Below are 15,832 nucleotides of genomic sequence, written 5' to 3'. Positions count from 1 at the left end.
ATGGTGACGCACCCCGCCGACAGCCGCCCGGGCCTGTGGACAACTCCGCCCACAGGCCGATCAGGTCGGCCTGCGGGCGGGGTGTGTGTCGGCGTCCAGGGCGCCGGCGGCTGTGTCAGCGCGAGGCGAACGGTGCGTCCGTCGGGACGATCTCGCGGCCGAGCGGGAGCAGGGAGAGCGGGACCATCTTGAAGTTGGCGATGCCGAACGGGATGCCGATGATCGTGATGCAGAGGGCGATGCCCGTGACGATGTGGCCGAGGGCCAGCCACCAGCCCGCCAGCACCAGCCACAGGACGTTGCCGATGCAGGACGGGGCGCCCGCGTCGTGGCGCTCGACCGTGGTGTAGCCGAAGGGCCAGAGGGCGTAGACGGCGATGCGGAAGGCGGCGATGCCGAACGGGATGCCGATGATGGTGATGCAGAGCAGCACACCTGCGAGGAGGTATCCCAGGAACAGCCAGATGCCGCTGAGGATGAGCCAAATGATGTTGAGGATTGTCTTCATTGGCGGCGGCCTGCCATCTGTTCGAGCCGGGCGATGCGCTCGGCCATCGGAGGGTGTGTGGAGAACATCTTAGAAAGACCCGCACCCGGACGGAACGGGTTGGCGATCATCATGTGGCTCGCCGCCTCCAGCCGGGGCTCCGGGGGCAGGGGGAGCTGTTTGGTGCCCGCGTCGAGCTTGCGCAGGGCGCTGGCCAGGGCGAGCGGGTCCCCGGTGAGCTGGGCGCCGGAGGCGTCGGCCTCGTACTCGCGCGAGCGGCTGATGGCCAGCTGGATCACGGAGGCGGCCAGCGGGCCCAGGATCATGATCAGCAGCATGCCGAGGAGACCGGGGCCCTCGTCATCGTTCGACCGGCCGATCGGGATCAGCCAGGCGAAGTTGACCAGGAACATGATCACCGAGGCGAGGGCGCCGGCGACCGAGGAGATCAGGATGTCGCGGTTGTAGACGTGGCTGAGCTCGTGGCCGATGACCCCGCGCAGCTCGCGCTCGTCGAGGATGCGCAGGATGCCCTCGGTGCAGCAGACCGCGGCGTTGCGCGGGTTGCGGCCGGTGGCGAAGGCGTTGGGGGCCTCGGTGGGTGAGATGTACAGGCGTGGCATGGGCTGGCGCGCGGACGTGGAGAGCTCGCGCACCATGCGGTAGAGCTGGGGAGCCTCGAACTCGCTCACGGGGCGGGCGCGCATCGCGCGTAGAGCCAGCTTGTCGCTGTTCCAGTACGCGTATGCGTTCGTCCCGAGGGCGACGAGGACGGCGATGATCAGGCCGCCCCGTCCGAAGAAGCTTCCGATGAGGATGATGAGTGCGGACAGCCCGCCGAGGAGTACGGCGGTCTTCAGCCCGTTGTGCCGGCGGTGCACGGTACGCCCTCCAAGTGGTGCGGCAGGGGAGCCCGTCATGGATTTGAGGGTCTACGGTCCAGTGGACCCTCCCTTCCTGGTCAACGCGAGGTGAGGGCGTCAGGTTCCCAGGGTGTCGCGGGGCGCGCGCCCGCCGCCGCCCCTTGCCGGGGTGCGGCGGGGACGCGGTGGGGACGTGGCGGGCACTACTCCGTACGGGTTACGCGGGCCGGCTACTGAGCGAAGAGGCTGCCCGAGGTGACGCGCAGGACGAGCTCCGGGGCGCCCGAGAGGACGACGGCCGTGATCGCGGTAATGACGATGGCCGCCGCCACCGGCCAGGGGGCGCGCGTAGGGGTCTGCGCGCCCTCGGGGGTACGGAAGAGCAGGGCTGTCCAGCGCAGGTAGTAGTACAGGGCGATGACGACGTTGACCGCCATGACCACGGCCAGCCAGCCCAGGCCCGCGTCGACCGCGGACCGGAAGACGGTGACCTTGGCGAAGAGCCCGATGATGCCCGGCGGCAGGCCCGCCAGGCAGAGCAGGAAGAAGCCCAGGGAGAGGGCGGCCAGCGGGCGCTCGGCGTAGAGCCCTCGGTAGTCGCTGATCCGGTGGAGCGGCTTGGTACGGGCGACCAGGGCGGCCACGGCGAAGGCGCCGAGGTTCACCGCGGCGTACATGAGGGCGTACGCGACGGTGGAGCCGATCTGGTCGCGCCCGGAGTACGCGGCCGCGGCGATCGGGACCAGCAGGTATCCGGCTTGGCCAACCGAGGACCAGGCGAGCAGTCGTACGGCACTGTTCGGGCGGTCCGGGGACTGCCGCAGGGCAGCGGCGTTGCCCAGGGTCATGGTGAGTGCGGCGAGGACGGCCAGGGCCGGGCCCCAGACGTCGGAGTACGCCGGGAAGGCGATCACCGTGACGAGGATGAGGCCGGTGAAGCCGACGGCCTTGCCGATCACCGAGAGGTAGCCGGCGATGGGCAGGGGGGCGCCGACGTAGGTGTCGGGGACCCAGAAGTGGAAGGGGACGGCCGCGGTCTTGAAGGCGAAGCCGACGAGGGTGAGCGCGACACCGGCCATGGCGAGCGTGTCGAGCTGCCCGGGAACGTCTTCGAGGCGGTCGGCGACCTGGGTGAGGTGCAGGGAGCCGGTGGCGGCGTAGACGAAGCTGACGCCCATCAGCGACACGGCGGTGGCAGTGACGGAGGACAGGAAGAACTTCAGGGCGGCCTCGGAGGAGAGCCGGTCGCCGCGGCGCATGCCGACGAGGGCGAAGGCGGGCAGCGAGGCGACTTCGAGGGCGACGATCAGGGTGGCGAGGTCGCGGGAGGCGGGCAGCAGGGCCGCGCCGGCGGCGGAGGAGAGCAGCAGGAACCAGTACTCGCCGGCCGGCATGCGGCTGTCGTGGACGGCGGTGACCGAGATCAGGGCGGTGACCAGGGCGCCGGCCAGCACGAGGAACTGGATGACGAGCGTGAAGTGGTCGGCGACGTAGCTGCAGGCCGCCGGGTCGCCGGTGAGGCAGAAGGTGGCGCGGTCACCGGCGCGCAGGGGGATCAGGGTGGCGGTCGCGACGGCGAGGCCGGCGACCGTGATCCAGCCGAGGACCGGCTTGCGGCGTTCGGCGAGGAACAGGTCGGCGACGAGGACGACCAGGCCGACGGCGGCGGTGATCACCACGGGTGCGATGGCGAGCCAGTCGACGGACTGGACCAGGCTCGGGGCCTCGGCGGAGAGGACCGTCAGGGCCGTCATGGCCGTCATGAGTTGCCTCCTGCGAGGAGCTTCTGGACGGCCGGGTCGGTGAGGCCGAGGAGGACCGCGGGCCACAGGCCGGCGAGGACGGTGAGGGCGACGAGCGGGGTCCAGGCGGCGAACTCGTAGTGCTGGACGTCCGCGACGGCGAGCTCGGGACCGGCTTTCGGGTCTCCCATGCAGACGCGCCGTACGACGATCAGGAGGTAGGCGGCGGTGAGCAGGGTGCCGAACGCGCCGACGGCCACGTACGTGAGGAACGCGGGGCGGGAGAGGCCCTCGGCGGGGTCGAAGGCGCCGAAGAGGGCCAGCATCTCGCCCCAGAAGCCGGCCAGGCCGGGCAGGCCCAGAGAGGCGACGGCGGCGAAGGCGAGGAGCGCGCCGAAGCGGGGGGCGCGGCCGTAGAGGGCGGCGCCGGTGGCTCCGGCGAGGGTGTCGAGGTCGGCGGTGCCGTAGCGGTCCTTGAGGGCTCCGACCAGGAAGAAGAGGAGGCCGGTGATCAGGCCGTGGGCGATGTTGGCGAAGAGCGCGCCGTTGACGCCGGTGGGGGTCATGCTCGCGATGCCGAGGAGGACGAAGCCCATGTGGCCGACGGAGGAGTAGGCGATGAGGCGCTTGAGGTCGCCCTTGTTCCCCTTGCGGGCCAGCGCGAGGCAGGCGAGCGATCCGTAGACGATGCCGACGGCGGCGAAGGCGCCCAGGTAGGGGGCGAAGGTGGCCATGCCGTCGGGGGTGATGGGGAGCAGGATGCGGACGAACCCGTACGTGCCCATCTTGAGCAGGACGCCGGCCAGCAGGACGGATCCGACGGTGGGCGCGGCGGTGTGGGCGTCGGGCAGCCAGCTGTGCAGGGGCCACATCGGGGTCTTCACGGCGAGGCCGATGCCGATGGCGAGAACGGCCAGGAACTGGGTGGTGCGGGACAGTTCGCGGCCGTTGTCAGAGGCCAGTGTCACCATGTCGAAAGTGCCGCTGTTCAGTCCGATCAGGAGCAGACCGAGCAGCATGACGACGGAGCCGAGGAGGGTGTAGAGGATGAACTTCCAGGCGGCGGCCTGCCGCTGAGCACCGCCCCAGCGGGCGATGAGGAAGTACATCGGGATGAGGACCATCTCGAAGGCGAGGAAGAAGAGCAGCAGGTCGAGGACGGCGAAGGTCGCGAGGGTGCCGGACTCCAGGACCAGGAGCAGTGCGACGAAGGCCTTCGGGGAGGGGCCTGCGGGGAGCTTGAAGTAGCTGTAGAGCGCGCAGAGGAAGAACAGCAGCGCGGTCATCAGGAGGAGGGGGAGCGAGATGCCGTCGACGCCGAGGTGGATCCGGACGTTCAGCGCCTGGATCCAACTGATGTCCGTCGTCGCCTGGATGCGGGACGGGGCCTCGTGGTCGAAGCCCAGGGTGAGGGCGATGGCGGCGGCGAGGATCACGCCGGTCACGGTCACGCCGTGGCGGAGCACGGCCTGCTCGGGGCTCTTCCCCTTGAGGCCGGGCGGGGCCGGCAGGAGCGCCGCGGCGGAGCCGAGGAGCGGTGCGGCCACGATGAACGCCAGAAGGAACTGCATCACGGACGGGCTGATATCAATCACGGCTGACTCACGGCTCACGATCCGGCGTTGACGTTGGCGAGGACGGCGGTGGCGATCGCCAGGACCACGGCGCCGGCGAGCAGGGCGCTCAGGTAGCTCTGCACGTTGCCGGTCTGGGCACGGCGTACGAGGCTGCCGAGCAACTGGGTGCCGGTGCCCGCGCCGCGGACGTACGTGTCCACGACCTCGCGGTCGAGGAAGCGGACGAGGCTCGCGGCGGCCCGGACGGGCCGGACGAAGAGCCGGTCGTAGAGGGCGTCGAGGTGGAAGCCGACGGCCGCGTGACGGTGCAGCGGGCCGAGGAACGCCTTGCCGGGGTCGGCGGCGGGGCCGGTCGGGACGGCGGGGTGGTCGTGGGTCACCTCGGCTACCTCGGGGGCTTCCGCGGCGGATTCGGCGGCGGCGACTGCGACGGTGGCGGGCACTCCGGCTGCGGCACCAGCTGCGGCACGGGCGCCCGCTCCGGTACCGGCGGCGGTCGCGAGGAGGGCCTTCGCCGAGGCGCGCTGCCAGAGGGCGTAGGTGAGCATCGCGCCGATGGCCGCGGCGCCCGTGCCGAGGACCGAGGTGACCAGGGTCGGGGTGAGTGCACCGCCGTCGAACCAGTCGGAGATGGGGCCGGCCGCGAGGCCGAAGCCGATCGACGGGATCGCCAGCAGCCACAGCACGCCGGTCATGGCGAGGGGTTCCTTGCCGTGGTCGGGGGCGGCGGCGCCCCGGCCGCGGAAGGCCATCAGCCACAGCCGGGTGGCGTAGGCGGCGGTGAGCAGGGCGGTCAGCAGACCGGCGACGAGCACCAGCCAGCCGGCGGCGCTGGGCACGAACTCCGAGTCGCCGGTCGCGGTGTGCTCGGCGGCGACGAGGACGGCTTCCTTGGAGAAGAAACCGGCGAAAGGCGGGACCGCGGCGAGCGCGAGCAGCGCGATCGTCATCGTCCAGAAGGCGTCGGGGATGCGCTTGGCCAGGCCGTCCATCCGGGACATGACGCCCAGGGAGTTCGTACCGGCGGCGTGGATGATCACGCCGGCGCCGAGGAAGAGGAGCGCCTTGAAGGCGCCGTGGGACAGGAGGTGGAACACGGCGGCGCCGCGGTCACCGACGGCCAGTGCGCCGACCATGTAGCCGAGCTGGCCGATCGTGGAGTAGGCGAGCACCCGCTTGATGTCGTCCTGGGCGATGGCTGCCAGGCCGGAGCCCACCATCGTGACGGCCGCCATCACGGCCATGACCACCAGCGTGGCCCCGGAGGCCGCGAAGACGGGCAGGAGGCGGGCGATGAAGTAGACGCCGGCGGCGACCATCGTCGCGGCGTGGATCAGTGCCGAGACGGGGGTGGGGCCCGCCATGGCGTCGGGGAGCCAGGTGTGCAGGGGGAACTGCGCGGACTTGCCCGCGACGCCGGCGAGCAGGAGCAGCGCGATCAGGGTCGGGTGGTCGAGTCCGCCCGCGGCGACGGTGCCGAGGATCTTCGGGATCTCGAAGGAACCGGCGTCGGTGGCGAGCGCGAACAGGCCGATCAGGAACGGGACGTCGCCGAGCTTGGTGACGAGGAAGGCCTTCAGGGAGGCGGAGCGGGCCGCTTCGGTCTCCCAGTAGTGCCCGACCAGGAAGTACGAGCAGATGCCCATGACCTCCCAGCCGACCAACAGCACCATCAGGTCGCCGGAGTAGACGACGAGCAGCATGGCGGAGGTGAACAGTGAGACGAGAGCGGCATACGACGGGTAGCGCGGGTCCTCACGCAGGTACGCCGTCGAGTAGAGCTGTACGCAGGTGGCGACGACCCCGACCAGGACGGCGACCAGTGCGGCGAAGCCGTCGATGTAGAGCGAGAGGTCGATCGGCACCGAGCCGGTCGGGGTCAGTTCGGTCGCGGCGTTGATCGTCTCGCCGCCGCCCTGGCGGACGGCGACGAGCACGGCCAGTACGGCGGCACCGAGCGTCGGCAGGATGGCGAGCGGCCGAACGAACCCGGGCGCGGTGCGCCCGAGCAGCAGTCCTGCCACCGCGCCCAGGAAGGGGAACAGCGGAACGAGGACGGCGAGGGTCGTGGTGCTCACGCGGTGACCTCGCTCTGGTTGTTCGCGGCGGGCTCGTGGCCTTCGGCGGTGTCGCGCAGCCGGTCGACGTCGGAGGTGCCCCGGTTGCGGTACACCATCAGCACGATCGCGAGGCCGATGCCGATCTCGGCGGCGGCGATGGCGATGGTGAAGAGGGTGAGGGCCTGGCCGGCGTGCAGGGCGTCGCGCAGCCAGACGTCGAAGGCCACCAGGTTGAGGTTGACGGCGTTGAGCATCAACTCGACGGACATCAGGACCAGGATGGCGTTGCGGCGGGCGAGTACGCCGTACAGGCCCGTGCAGAAGAGGAGCGCCGCGAGTACGGCGGGGTAGGCGAGGTGCATCAGCGCTGCCCCTTGTCGCTGGCGTCGGTGGCGTCGGTGGATTCGTTCCTGCGGGACAGCACGATGGCGCCGATCAGGGCTGCGAGGAGGAGGACGGAGAGCGCCTCGAACGGCAGCACCCAGTGCTGGAAGAGGATCTCGCCGGAAACCTTGGTGGAGCCCTGGACCGGTCCGTCGAGGTCGATCCAGGTGGTGCGGAAGGCGTCGACGACCACCCAGACCAGGGACGCGGCCGCGACGACGGCTACGCCGAGCGCGATCCAGCGGTTTCCGGAGTCCGCGTCCGGGGAGCGGCCGATGGGGGCCTTGGTGAGCATCAGCCCGAAGAGGAGGAGGACGACGACGGAACCGAGGTAGATGAGGACCTGGACCCAGGCGATGAACTCTGCGGTCAGCAGCAGGTACTCGACGGCGATGCCGCCGAGCGCGACGACCAGCCACAGGGCGGCGTGCACCAGCTGCTTGGTGGTGACCGTGACGAGGGCCGCGCCGAGGGTGGCGAGTCCGACGAGGACGAAGGCGATCTCGACGCCGGTCGGGGAGAGGAAGCCGGGCCCGGTGGTGACGGCGGCGGCCAGGGTGACGGCGGGGCTCACGCGTCTCCCTCCGGGGTCGGGTCGGTCGGCGGTTGGGTCTCGGCCGCCCGGGCGGCGGCTTCGGCTGCGGCTGCCGCCGCGGCTGCGGCTTCGGCCTTCTCCACCGCCTTGCGGGCGGCGGCGATCTCCTTGGGCTCCTCGGCCGCCGGGTCCAGCGCGGGCGGCGCCGGGACGGTCCACATCCATTCGCGGAGCTTGTCGCGCTCGTGGGTCAGTTCGTGGATGTCGGTCTCCGCGTACTCGAACTCCGGCGACCAGAAGAGGGCGTCGAAGGGGCACACCTCGATGCAGATCCCGCAGTACATGCAGAGGGAGAAGTCGATGGCGAAGCGGTCGAGGACGTTGCGGCTGCGCTCGCGGCCACCGGGGGTGGACGCCGGGACCGTCTCCTTGTGGGAGTCGATGTAGATGCACCAGTCGGGGCATTCACGGGCGCAGAGCATGCAGACGGTGCAGTTCTCCTCGAACAGACCGATGACCCCGCGGGAGCGGGGCGGCAGTTCGGGCTGGACCTCGGGGTATTGGGCGGTGTGCGAGCGCTTCGTCATCGTGCGCAGCGTGACGGCCAGGCCCTTGGCCAGGCCGGATCCGGGGATGGGCATTACTGGATCGCCACCTTCACGATGCCGGTGAGCGCGATCTGGGCGAGCGCGAGCGGGATGAGCGTGGTCCAGGCGAGCTTCTGGAGCTGGTCCTCGCGCAGGCGCGGGTAGCTCACGCGGAGCCAGATCACCACGAAGGCGAGGATCGCGATCTTGAGCAGGGTCCAGACCCAGCCGAGGTCGTCACCGAAGGGGCCGTGCCAGCCGCCGAGGAAGAGGACGGTGGTCAGGGCGCAGAGGACGACGATGCCGGCGTACTCGGCGAGGAGGAACAGTGCGAAGCGCAGGCCGGTGTATTCGGTGTACGCGCCGAAGATGATCTCGGAGTCTGCGACGGGCATGTCGAAGGGGGGCCGCTGTAGTTCGGCGAGGCCGGCGACGAAGAAGACGAGCGCGCCGACGATCTGCCAGGGCAGCCACCACCACTCGAAGGCGTCGACGATCCCGGGGAGGGAGACCGTACCGGCCGCCATGGCCACGGAGGCGGCGGCGAGCAACATCGGGAGCTCGTAGGCGAGCAGCTGGGCGGCGGTGCGCAGGCCGCCGAGCAGGGAGAACTTGTTCGCGGATGCCCAGCCGGCCATCAAGGAGCCGAGGACTCCGACGCCCATGACGGCGAGCGCGAAGAACAGGCCCGCGTCGATGACCTGGCCGACGGCGCCCTCGCCCGGGCCGATGGGGATGGCCAGGAGGACGAGGAGGTAGGGCAGCAGGGCGACGGCGGGGGCGAGCTGGAAGATCCGGCGGTCGGCGCCCGCCGGAACGATGTCTTCCTTCTGTGCGAACTTCACGCCGTCGGCGACGAGCTGGGCCCAGCCGTGGAAGCCGCCGGCGTACATGGGGCCGAGGCGGCCCTGCATGTGGGCCATCACCTTGTGCTCGGTCTGCCCGACGACGAGCGGGAGCACGAGGAAGACGGCGAAGACGACGATCAGCCGCAGGGCGACGTCGAGGACGTCGTTCACGCGTCGCCTCCGTTGTCGGTGGTGGGGTCGGTCTCGGTCTCGGTCTCGGCCGGACGCCGCTCGGGGGCGGGTCCGGCCTTCGGGGTGGGTCCGGGCTCGGTCTTCGGGGCCGGCTCGGGGGTCGGCTCCGGGGCCGGCTCGGGGGTCGGCTCGTCGAAGGCGGGCTTCGGGTCGTGCCAGGGGGCATCGGAGCTGCGGGGGGCGGGTCGGCGCGGGGCGCGGGGCGCGGGCTCGGCTGCCGGAGCGCCGACGTCCGGGGCGGTCGGTTCCGTGCCCGGGCTCTGGCTCGCGGAGCCGTCCGCTGCCGAACGCGTACGACGGGCCGGGCGCGGCGCGGCTTCGGGGGCCCCCGTTCCCGGGGCCTCCGTACCCGGGGTCCCCGTACCCGGGGCCTCCGTACCCGGGGCCTCCGTGCCCGGGGCGGCCTCTGCTGCCTGGCTCGCCGAGCCGTCGGACGCCGAGCGGGTGCGACGGGCCGGGCGGGCCGGGGTTTCGGGGGCCTGCGTGCCCGGAGCAGCCGCGTCCGGAGCGGCCGTCTCGGCTGTCTGGCTCGCCGAGCCTTCCGATACCGAGCGGGTCCGGCGCGGCGGTCGGGGGGCGGACTCCGCGGCCGCCCCGGTGGCCGCTTCCGCCGGGGGCTGGGTGGCCGAGCCCTCGGTGACCGAGCGGGTACGCCGGACCGGGGCGCCCTCGCGCGGGGTGCGCGCCGCGGCGCCAGCCGCGCCGGCCGCACGCGGGGTGCGGGCCGGACGGGACGGGGCCGGCGGGAGCTGGCCCTTCATCGGGCCCCAGTCGTTGGGGTCCGGTACGCCCGGCGGGAGCATCTGGCGGCGCTTGGGCGCGTCCGGGTCGTGCGCCTCGCCGGGCTCCTTGGCGCCGGGCCAGGCCTTGGCGACGCGCGCGGCCAGGACGAAGTCCTTGCGCAGCGGGTGGCCCTCGAAGTTCTCCGGGAGGAGGAGGGGGACGAGGTGCGGGTGGTCGGTGAAGGTCACCCCGAACATCTCGAACGTCTCGCGCTCGTGCCATTCCGCCCCCGCGTAGACGGCGACCGCGGACGGCAGGGCGGCGGCGCTGTGCGGGACGGTCGTGCGCAGCAGCAGCCGGCGCACCCGGTGGTTCTCCAGCGACGCGACGTGCGCGCAGATCCGGAAGCCGGTGCCGGGCTCGTCCACCGCGCTCAGCCAGTCGAAGTACGTGCAGCCCAGTTTGTCCCGGGCGATCTCGAGGGCGGGGATCCAGCTGCCGACGGGCACGTCCACCGTGAGGACGTCGTACGAGAACTCGGCGACCGCCTCGGCCCCGAAGACCGTTGCCGCCGCGTCGGGCAGGGAGTCGTAGAGGTTCACGCGCCGGCCCCCTGCGCGGGTGCCGGCGGGGGCGCGACCAGGCCGCTCGTCAGCTGGGACACGGACGGTCCGGCCGCGTAGCGCTCGGCCAGCGACTCGCGGGCGATCTTCTCCTGGAGCTTGAGGATGCCCTGGAGGAGGGCTTCGGGGCGCGGCGGGCAGCCCGGCACGTAGACGTCGACCGGGATGATCTGGTCGACGCCCTTCGTCACCGAGTACGAGTCCCAGTAGGGGCCGCCGCAGTTGGAGCAGGCACCGAAGGAGATGACGTACTTCGGCTCCGGCATCTGCTCGTAGAGCCGCTTCACCGCCGGAGCCATCTTGTCCGTGACGGTGCCCGAGACGATCATGAGGTCTGCCTGGCGGGGGCCGGGCGCGAAGGGGATCACACCGAGCCGGATGAAGTCGTGCCGGGCCATGGACGCGGCGATGAACTCGATCGCGCAGCAGGCCAGGCCGAAGTTGAACACCCACAGGCTGTACCGGCGGCCCCAGTTCAGGACCACCTTCATCGGTTCCGGGGCCAGGCGGGAGAGGACTCCGAGGCGCTTGGGCTCCGGGAGCAGCACGCCCTCGGTCGGCGTCACAGCCGGTGTCACGTCCATTCGAGGACGCCCTTCTTGTACGCATAGAGCAGGCCGACGGCCAGGAAGCCCAGGAAGATGAACATCTCCACCAGCGTCGTGGCGCCGTAACCGGCGGCGGCGAACACCGTCGCCCACGGGAACAGGAAGATCGAGTCGACGGCGAAGATGACGTAGAGGAACGCGTAGACGTAGTAGCGGACCTGGGTGTGCGCCCAGCCCTCGCCGACCGGGTCCACACCGCATTCGTAGGTCAGCAGCTTCTCGGGGGTCGGGACGACGGGCCGCAGCAGGCGGCCCGCACCGAAGGCGACGGCCACGAAAAGCACACCGAGCACGGCCAGTAGACCGACGACCGAATAACTCCGGAAGTAGTCCGCCGCGAGCACGGTTACGGTCGATACCGTCGGTTCAGGCACGTCCGTTCCTCGCTCCTCGGTCACTGTCGACGATCTGGTACGGACGGGAGTCTAGGGCCTGCCTCACACGGGGTGGGGTTATCCCCCGTTCACAGCACCCCGGCCACCCCATGGCATGAGCGGGTCGTACTTGACAGGGTGTGGCGCATGACCATGAGCCATGCCGTACCCGACAACGATCGACCTCCCCCCGTACGCGCCGTCTTCAGCGCCGTGACGTGGAAGGAGATCGCCTACATGGTGAGCAACCTGCCGTTGGCGATCGTCGGTTTTGTTTACGCGGTTGTCATGGTTTCCACGGCCGGCGGCCTTTCCGTGACCGCGGTCGGAATTCCCCTGCTCGCGTGCGGTCTGTATCTGTCTCGGCAACTGGGACGGCTGGACCGGGAGCGCGCCCGCGGGCTGCTGGGCGTACGGGTGGACGAGCCGACCCCGATCCCCGGTCCGAAGCGGTCCGGCGGATTCTTCCCCTGGCTGTGGACGAGCATCAAGGACCCGGTGGGCTGGCGGACGGTGCTGTACCAGCTGATCCGGTTGCCGTGGGGAGTACTCACCTTCACGGTAGCGCTGACCGGCCTGTTCGTGCTGTGGCCGGTGCTGCCGTACCTGGTGCGGCTGATGGCGAACGTGGACCGGGCGATGGTACGGGGGCTGCTGTCGCCCTCCGAGGACCTGGAGCGGCGGATAGCGGAGCTGGAATCCGACCGGGGAGTCGTGGTCGATACGGCGGCGGCCGACCTGCGGCGCATCGAGCGGGACCTGCACGACGGGGCGCAGGCCCGGCTGGTGGCTCTGGCGATGGGGCTGGGCCTGGCGAAGGAGAAGCTGCTGGAGGACCCGGAGGGCGCGGCGGCGATGGTCGACGAGGCGCACGGGGAGGTGAAGCTGGCCCTTCAGGAGCTACGGGACCTCGCACGGGGGATCCACCCGGCGGTGCTGACGGATCGGGGGCTGGACGCGGCGCTGTCGTCGGTGGCGGCGCGGTGCGTGGTGCCGGTGAAGGTGGCGGTGGATCTGCCGGCGGATCCGCCGGCGGCGCGGCCGGCGGAGGCGATCGAGGGGATCGCGTACTTCGTGGTGTCCGAGCTGTTGCAGAACGTGAGCAAGCACGCGGGGCCGGGAGCGCGGGGCGCGACGGTGGAGGTCTGGCGGGCGGGGGCGAGGCTGATGATCCGGGTGTCGGACGACGGGCGGGGCGGAGCGAGTCCCTCCGGGGGGAGTGGGCTGGCGGGGCTCACGGAGCGGTTGGGCGCGGTGGACGGGGTGCTGGTGGTGGACTCGCCCGTGGGGGCGGGGACCGTGGTCACGGCCGAGCTGCCGTGGCGGGACCGGGGGTAGGCCCCCGGGCCCCTTGGCCCCGGCCCCTGTGGCCCCGGGCCCCCTTGATTCGTACGTGAGCGGGACTCCCGTCCGGGGTGGGTGGGGGTCCCGTCCGCGTCTCCGGCGCGCCGCCGTTTCCCAGGGCTCCGCCCCGGACCCCGCGCCTCAAACGCCGGCGGGGCTGGATTTGGCGGCCGCCTCGGACGCCCGCGGGCTCGGAGGGGTGGGTGATAGCGCGGCCACCGATCCCCGCAGGGACGGGGTGAGTGGGGCGCGTCAACGCCGGCGGGGCAGGGTTTGGCGGCGCCGCTCCGGGTCCCGGCGGATACCGGCGGGGGTGGGGTTAACCCCCCGGTGGAGATGCCGACCCGCCGCATGGTCGGGGGGCGGGCGGGGCCGGCAGGGTGGGGGTGTAGCGGAGGACCGGAAGGGCGGGTCGGAATCATGGACAACGGCAGAACAGCGGGCGGCGGGATCGGCGCGGTACTGCGGGCTCCGGTCGAGGGGCGGACCTGGCGGGAGTTCGGGTACCTGCTGATCGGGCTGCCGCTGAGCACGTTGTACTTCTCGCTCGTCATCACCGGCCTGAGCCTCGGCGCCGGACTGCTCGTCACCTTCCTCGGCGTTCCGGTCCTTGCCGGCGTGCTCGTCATGTGCCGCGGCTTCGGGCACGTGGAGCGGGCCCGGGTGCGCGCGCTGCTCGGGACGGACATCGCCGCCCCCGCGCCGATCCGGGCGAAGAAGGCCGGACCGCTGGCCGCCATGGGTGCGCTGCTCAAGAGCGGGAGCGCCTGGCGCCACGCGCTGTACTCGGTCATCCACTTCCCGTGGGCGGTGTTCTCCTTCTGCCTGTCCCTGGTGCTCTGGGCGAACGGGTGGGCGTACCTGCTGTACCCGCTCTGGTTCTGGGTCTTCCCGACCTTCACCGACCAGCCCGGTCTGCAGCTCTTCCAGAACGACGACTACGCCTTCTACCTCGACTCGCCCGTCAGGATCGCCCTCGCCAGCCTCATCGGGCTGGCCGTCACCCTCGCCACCCCGTGGGTGATCCGTGCCCTGGCCACCGTCGACCGGGTCATGGTCGGCGGGCTGCTCGGGGCGTCCAGCCTGGCCACCCGCGTCAGCGAGCTGGAGTCCGACCGCGGGGTGGTCGTGGACACGGCAGCCGCCGACCTGCGGCGCATCGAGCGGGACCTGCACGACGGCGCGCAGGCCCGGCTGGTGGCGCTGGCGATGGACCTGGGGCTGGCGAAGGAGAAGCTGACCGAGGATCCGCAGGCCGCCGCCCGGATGGTGGACGAGGCGCACGGAGAGGTGAAGATCGCCCTGCAGGAGTTGCGTGACCTGGCCCGCGGGATCCACCCGGCCGTGCTGACCGACCGGGGGCTGGACGCGGCGCTGTCCTCGGTGGCCTCGCGCTGTGCGGTGCCGGTACGGGTGGCCGTGGACCTGCCGGCCCGGCCCGCGCAGGCGATCGAGGGGATCGCGTACTTCACGGTCTCGGAGCTGCTGCAGAACGTCAGCAAGCACGCGCTGGCCCGGTCGGCGTCGGTGGACGTGTGGAAGTCCGGGGAACGGCTGCTCATCCAGGTCGCCGACGACGGCCGGGGCGGGGCCGGGCCGCGGGAGGGGTCGGGGCTGGCGGGGCTGACCGAGCGGCTGGACGCCGTGGACGGGGTGCTGGTCGTCGACTCCCCCGCCGGGGGCGGGACGACGGTCACGGCCGAGCTGCCCTGGCGCCCTTAGGGCTCGACAGAGGGCCGGCCCGGACCCCGCGAGCCCGGTCCGGCCCGGCCCGGACCCCCAAACCCGACCCCTCCCGACCCCTCCCGACCCCTCCCGACCCCGCCACGTCCGGCCCGGCCCGGAAAGGCGCTCCCCCCGACGCGAGGGCCGGGCCCGATGGCCCGGCCCTCGCGCAACTCCCGGCGCGCGCAGCGCCCGTTTGCGGTATGCGACCCTCCAGTACTCGAAAACTCCCCCCGTACGGCGACGTGTTGTCCCGGCTCTGCCTTCAGCGGGACTCAGGGCTGGGATGCTTGGCTGAGTCGGGTAATGCGTGAACGAGTGGACGCGGGAGCTGCTGAGTCGTGGAAGACAGGGTGCGGGTGGTCATCGCCGAGGATTCAGTGCTGCTGCGCGAGGGCCTGACCCGGTTGTTGACCGACCGGGGGCATGACGTCGTGGCGGGCGTCGGGGACGCAGAGGCCCTGATCAAGACGGTGGCGGACCTGGCGGCCGAGGGTGCGCTGCCGGATGTGGTGGTGGCGGACGTGCGGATGCCGCCGACCCATACCGACGAGGGTGTGCGGGCGGCCGTCCGGCTGCGGCGCGACCACCCCGGGATAGGTGTGCTCGTGCTGTCCCAGTACGTGGAGGAGCAGTACGCCACCGAGCTGCTGGCCGGTTCCAGCACCGGGGTGGGGTATCTCCTCAAGGACCGGGTGGCCGAGGTGCGGGAGTTCCTGGACGCGGTGGTGCGGGTGGCCCGGGGCGGTACGGCCCTGGACCCCGAGGTCGTCGCCCAGCTGCTCGGCCGCAGCCGCAAGCAGGACGTACTGGCGGGCCTGACCCCGCGCGAGCGCGAGGTGCTCGGGCTGATGGCCGAGGGCCGGACGAATTCCGCCGTGGCGAAGCAGCTGGTCGTGAGCGACGGAGCGGTGGAAAAGCACGTCAGCAACATCTTCATGAAGTTGGGCCTTTCGCCGAGTGACGGGGATCACCGGCGAGTACTGGCCGTTCTCACCTATCTGAAATCTTGATCGACTGACACTCTGTCAGATATGGCATACCGGCAGGGCCGTCTCAAGGGGCGGCCCTACGGTCCAGAATGTGACCGCTCCTGGGGGCCTTGATCCCTACCGTCGTAGGGTGGGTCCCGGGGGGTCACGCCTCGAAGGAGGTCCAGT

Annotated in this window: 15 protein-coding genes; 3 read left to right on the top strand and 12 right to left on the bottom strand. The window is 71.6% G+C overall.

All coding sequences use genetic code 11. From position 1 onward, the window contains the following. Window positions 1-115 precede the first annotated feature (115 nt). From ACIQK6_RS28070 to ACIQK6_RS28015, 12 genes are all read right to left on the bottom strand, one after another. A complete protein-coding gene (locus tag ACIQK6_RS28070) occupies window positions 116-508 on the bottom strand; it encodes a YccF domain-containing protein (RefSeq protein ID WP_030009012.1) in 393 nt (130 codons plus the stop codon). Continuing rightward, on the bottom strand, window positions 505-1,368 hold the full coding sequence (gene htpX, locus ACIQK6_RS28065) for a zinc metalloprotease HtpX (RefSeq protein WP_052874808.1): 864 nt from the start codon (window positions 1,366-1,368) through the stop codon (window positions 505-507). The genes ACIQK6_RS28070 and htpX overlap by 4 nt, the downstream gene beginning before the upstream one ends. Window positions 1,369-1,580: 212 nt before the next feature. Further along, on the bottom strand, window positions 1,581-3,113 hold the full coding sequence (locus ACIQK6_RS28060; protein ID WP_329099626.1) for an NADH-quinone oxidoreductase subunit N: 1,533 nt from the start codon (window positions 3,111-3,113) through the stop codon (window positions 1,581-1,583). Next, window positions 3,110-4,663, bottom strand: a complete 1,554-nt coding sequence (locus ACIQK6_RS28055) for an NADH-quinone oxidoreductase subunit M (RefSeq protein ID WP_329107726.1) — start codon at window positions 4,661-4,663, stop codon at window positions 3,110-3,112. Before ACIQK6_RS28055 ends, ACIQK6_RS28060 begins: the two co-directional genes overlap by 4 nt. Before the next feature lie 38 nt (window positions 4,664-4,701). Continuing rightward, the gene (locus ACIQK6_RS28050) at window positions 4,702-6,747 is read right to left on the bottom strand and encodes an NADH-quinone oxidoreductase subunit L (RefSeq protein WP_329099627.1); all 2,046 of its coding nucleotides are present in this window, start codon (window positions 6,745-6,747) and stop codon (window positions 4,702-4,704) included. Continuing rightward, complete coding sequence (gene nuoK, locus ACIQK6_RS28045; protein WP_030726044.1) at window positions 6,744-7,091, bottom strand: NADH-quinone oxidoreductase subunit NuoK; 348 nt, start codon at window positions 7,089-7,091, stop codon at window positions 6,744-6,746. Before nuoK ends, ACIQK6_RS28050 begins: the two co-directional genes overlap by 4 nt. Beyond that, a complete protein-coding gene (locus tag ACIQK6_RS28040) occupies window positions 7,091-7,687 on the bottom strand; it encodes an NADH-quinone oxidoreductase subunit J (RefSeq protein ID WP_329099629.1) in 597 nt (198 codons plus the stop codon). Before ACIQK6_RS28040 ends, nuoK begins: the two co-directional genes overlap by 1 nt. Continuing rightward, window positions 7,684-8,289 carry an NADH-quinone oxidoreductase subunit I gene (locus ACIQK6_RS28035; RefSeq protein WP_329099630.1) on the bottom strand — a complete coding sequence of 202 codons (606 nt, stop codon included), beginning with the start codon at window positions 8,287-8,289 and terminating at the stop codon, window positions 7,684-7,686. Before ACIQK6_RS28035 ends, ACIQK6_RS28040 begins: the two co-directional genes overlap by 4 nt. Then, window positions 8,289-9,254, bottom strand: coding sequence for a complex I subunit 1 family protein (locus ACIQK6_RS28030; RefSeq protein WP_329099631.1), 966 nt, complete (start codon window positions 9,252-9,254; stop codon window positions 8,289-8,291). The genes ACIQK6_RS28035 and ACIQK6_RS28030 overlap by 1 nt, the downstream gene beginning before the upstream one ends. After that, window positions 9,251-10,600 (bottom strand): NADH-quinone oxidoreductase subunit C, encoded by a 1,350-nt coding sequence (locus ACIQK6_RS28025; RefSeq protein ID WP_329099633.1) that lies wholly within the window; start codon window positions 10,598-10,600, stop codon window positions 9,251-9,253. Before ACIQK6_RS28025 ends, ACIQK6_RS28030 begins: the two co-directional genes overlap by 4 nt. Then, complete coding sequence (locus ACIQK6_RS28020; protein ID WP_329099635.1) at window positions 10,597-11,205, bottom strand: NADH-quinone oxidoreductase subunit B family protein; 609 nt, start codon at window positions 11,203-11,205, stop codon at window positions 10,597-10,599. Before ACIQK6_RS28020 ends, ACIQK6_RS28025 begins: the two co-directional genes overlap by 4 nt. Beyond that, a complete protein-coding gene (locus ACIQK6_RS28015) occupies window positions 11,196-11,603 on the bottom strand; it encodes an NADH-quinone oxidoreductase subunit A (RefSeq protein WP_030388327.1) in 408 nt (135 codons plus the stop codon). The genes ACIQK6_RS28020 and ACIQK6_RS28015 overlap by 10 nt, the downstream gene beginning before the upstream one ends. Before the next feature lie 147 nt (window positions 11,604-11,750). On the opposite strand from ACIQK6_RS28015, the gene ACIQK6_RS28010 reads away from it, so the two are divergent. The 3 genes from ACIQK6_RS28010 to ACIQK6_RS28000 all read left to right on the top strand — a co-directional run bounded on the left by ACIQK6_RS28010 (window position 11,751) and on the right by ACIQK6_RS28000 (window position 15,685). Beyond that, window positions 11,751-12,941 carry a sensor domain-containing protein gene (locus ACIQK6_RS28010; RefSeq protein ID WP_329099637.1) on the top strand — a complete coding sequence of 397 codons (1,191 nt, stop codon included), beginning with the start codon at window positions 11,751-11,753 and terminating at the stop codon, window positions 12,939-12,941. A gap of 426 nt (window positions 12,942-13,367) precedes the next feature. Continuing rightward, complete coding sequence (locus tag ACIQK6_RS28005) at window positions 13,368-14,669, top strand: sensor domain-containing protein (RefSeq protein ID WP_329099638.1); 1,302 nt, start codon at window positions 13,368-13,370, stop codon at window positions 14,667-14,669. A 356-nt stretch (window positions 14,670-15,025) separates the two neighbouring features. Continuing rightward, window positions 15,026-15,685, top strand: a complete 660-nt coding sequence (locus tag ACIQK6_RS28000; RefSeq protein ID WP_150262025.1) for a response regulator transcription factor — start codon at window positions 15,026-15,028, stop codon at window positions 15,683-15,685. Window positions 15,686-15,832: the final 147 nt, after the last annotated feature.

It is taken from the genome of Streptomyces sp. NPDC091682, assembly GCF_044756625.1.
Classification (GTDB): Bacteria; Actinomycetota; Actinomycetes; order Streptomycetales; family Streptomycetaceae; genus Streptomyces.
The sequence above is the reverse complement of the archived record's forward strand: the minus strand, read 5'-3'. Positions and strand labels throughout refer to the sequence as shown.

Excerpts from the sequence above, each read along its gene's own strand:
- ACIQK6_RS28005 (WP_329099638.1), top strand. The coding sequence starts at position 13,368 with ATGGACAACGGCAGAACAGCGGGCGGCGGGATCGGCGCGGTACTGCGG.
- ACIQK6_RS28070 (WP_030009012.1), bottom strand. The coding sequence starts at position 508 with ATGAAGACAATCCTCAACATCATTTGGCTCATCCTCAGCGGCATCTGG.
- ACIQK6_RS28060 (WP_329099626.1), bottom strand. The coding sequence starts at position 3,113 with ATGACGGCCATGACGGCCCTGACGGTCCTCTCCGCCGAGGCCCCGAGC.
- ACIQK6_RS28020 (WP_329099635.1), bottom strand. The coding sequence starts at position 11,205 with ATGGACGTGACACCGGCTGTGACGCCGACCGAGGGCGTGCTGCTCCCG.
- ACIQK6_RS28035 (WP_329099630.1), bottom strand. The coding sequence starts at position 8,289 with ATGCCCATCCCCGGATCCGGCCTGGCCAAGGGCCTGGCCGTCACGCTG.
- nuoK (WP_030726044.1), bottom strand. The coding sequence starts at position 7,091 with ATGCACCTCGCCTACCCCGCCGTACTCGCGGCGCTCCTCTTCTGCACG.
- ACIQK6_RS28055 (WP_329107726.1), bottom strand. The coding sequence starts at position 4,663 with ATGCAGTTCCTTCTGGCGTTCATCGTGGCCGCACCGCTCCTCGGCTCC.
- ACIQK6_RS28010 (WP_329099637.1), top strand. The coding sequence starts at position 11,751 with ATGACCATGAGCCATGCCGTACCCGACAACGATCGACCTCCCCCCGTA.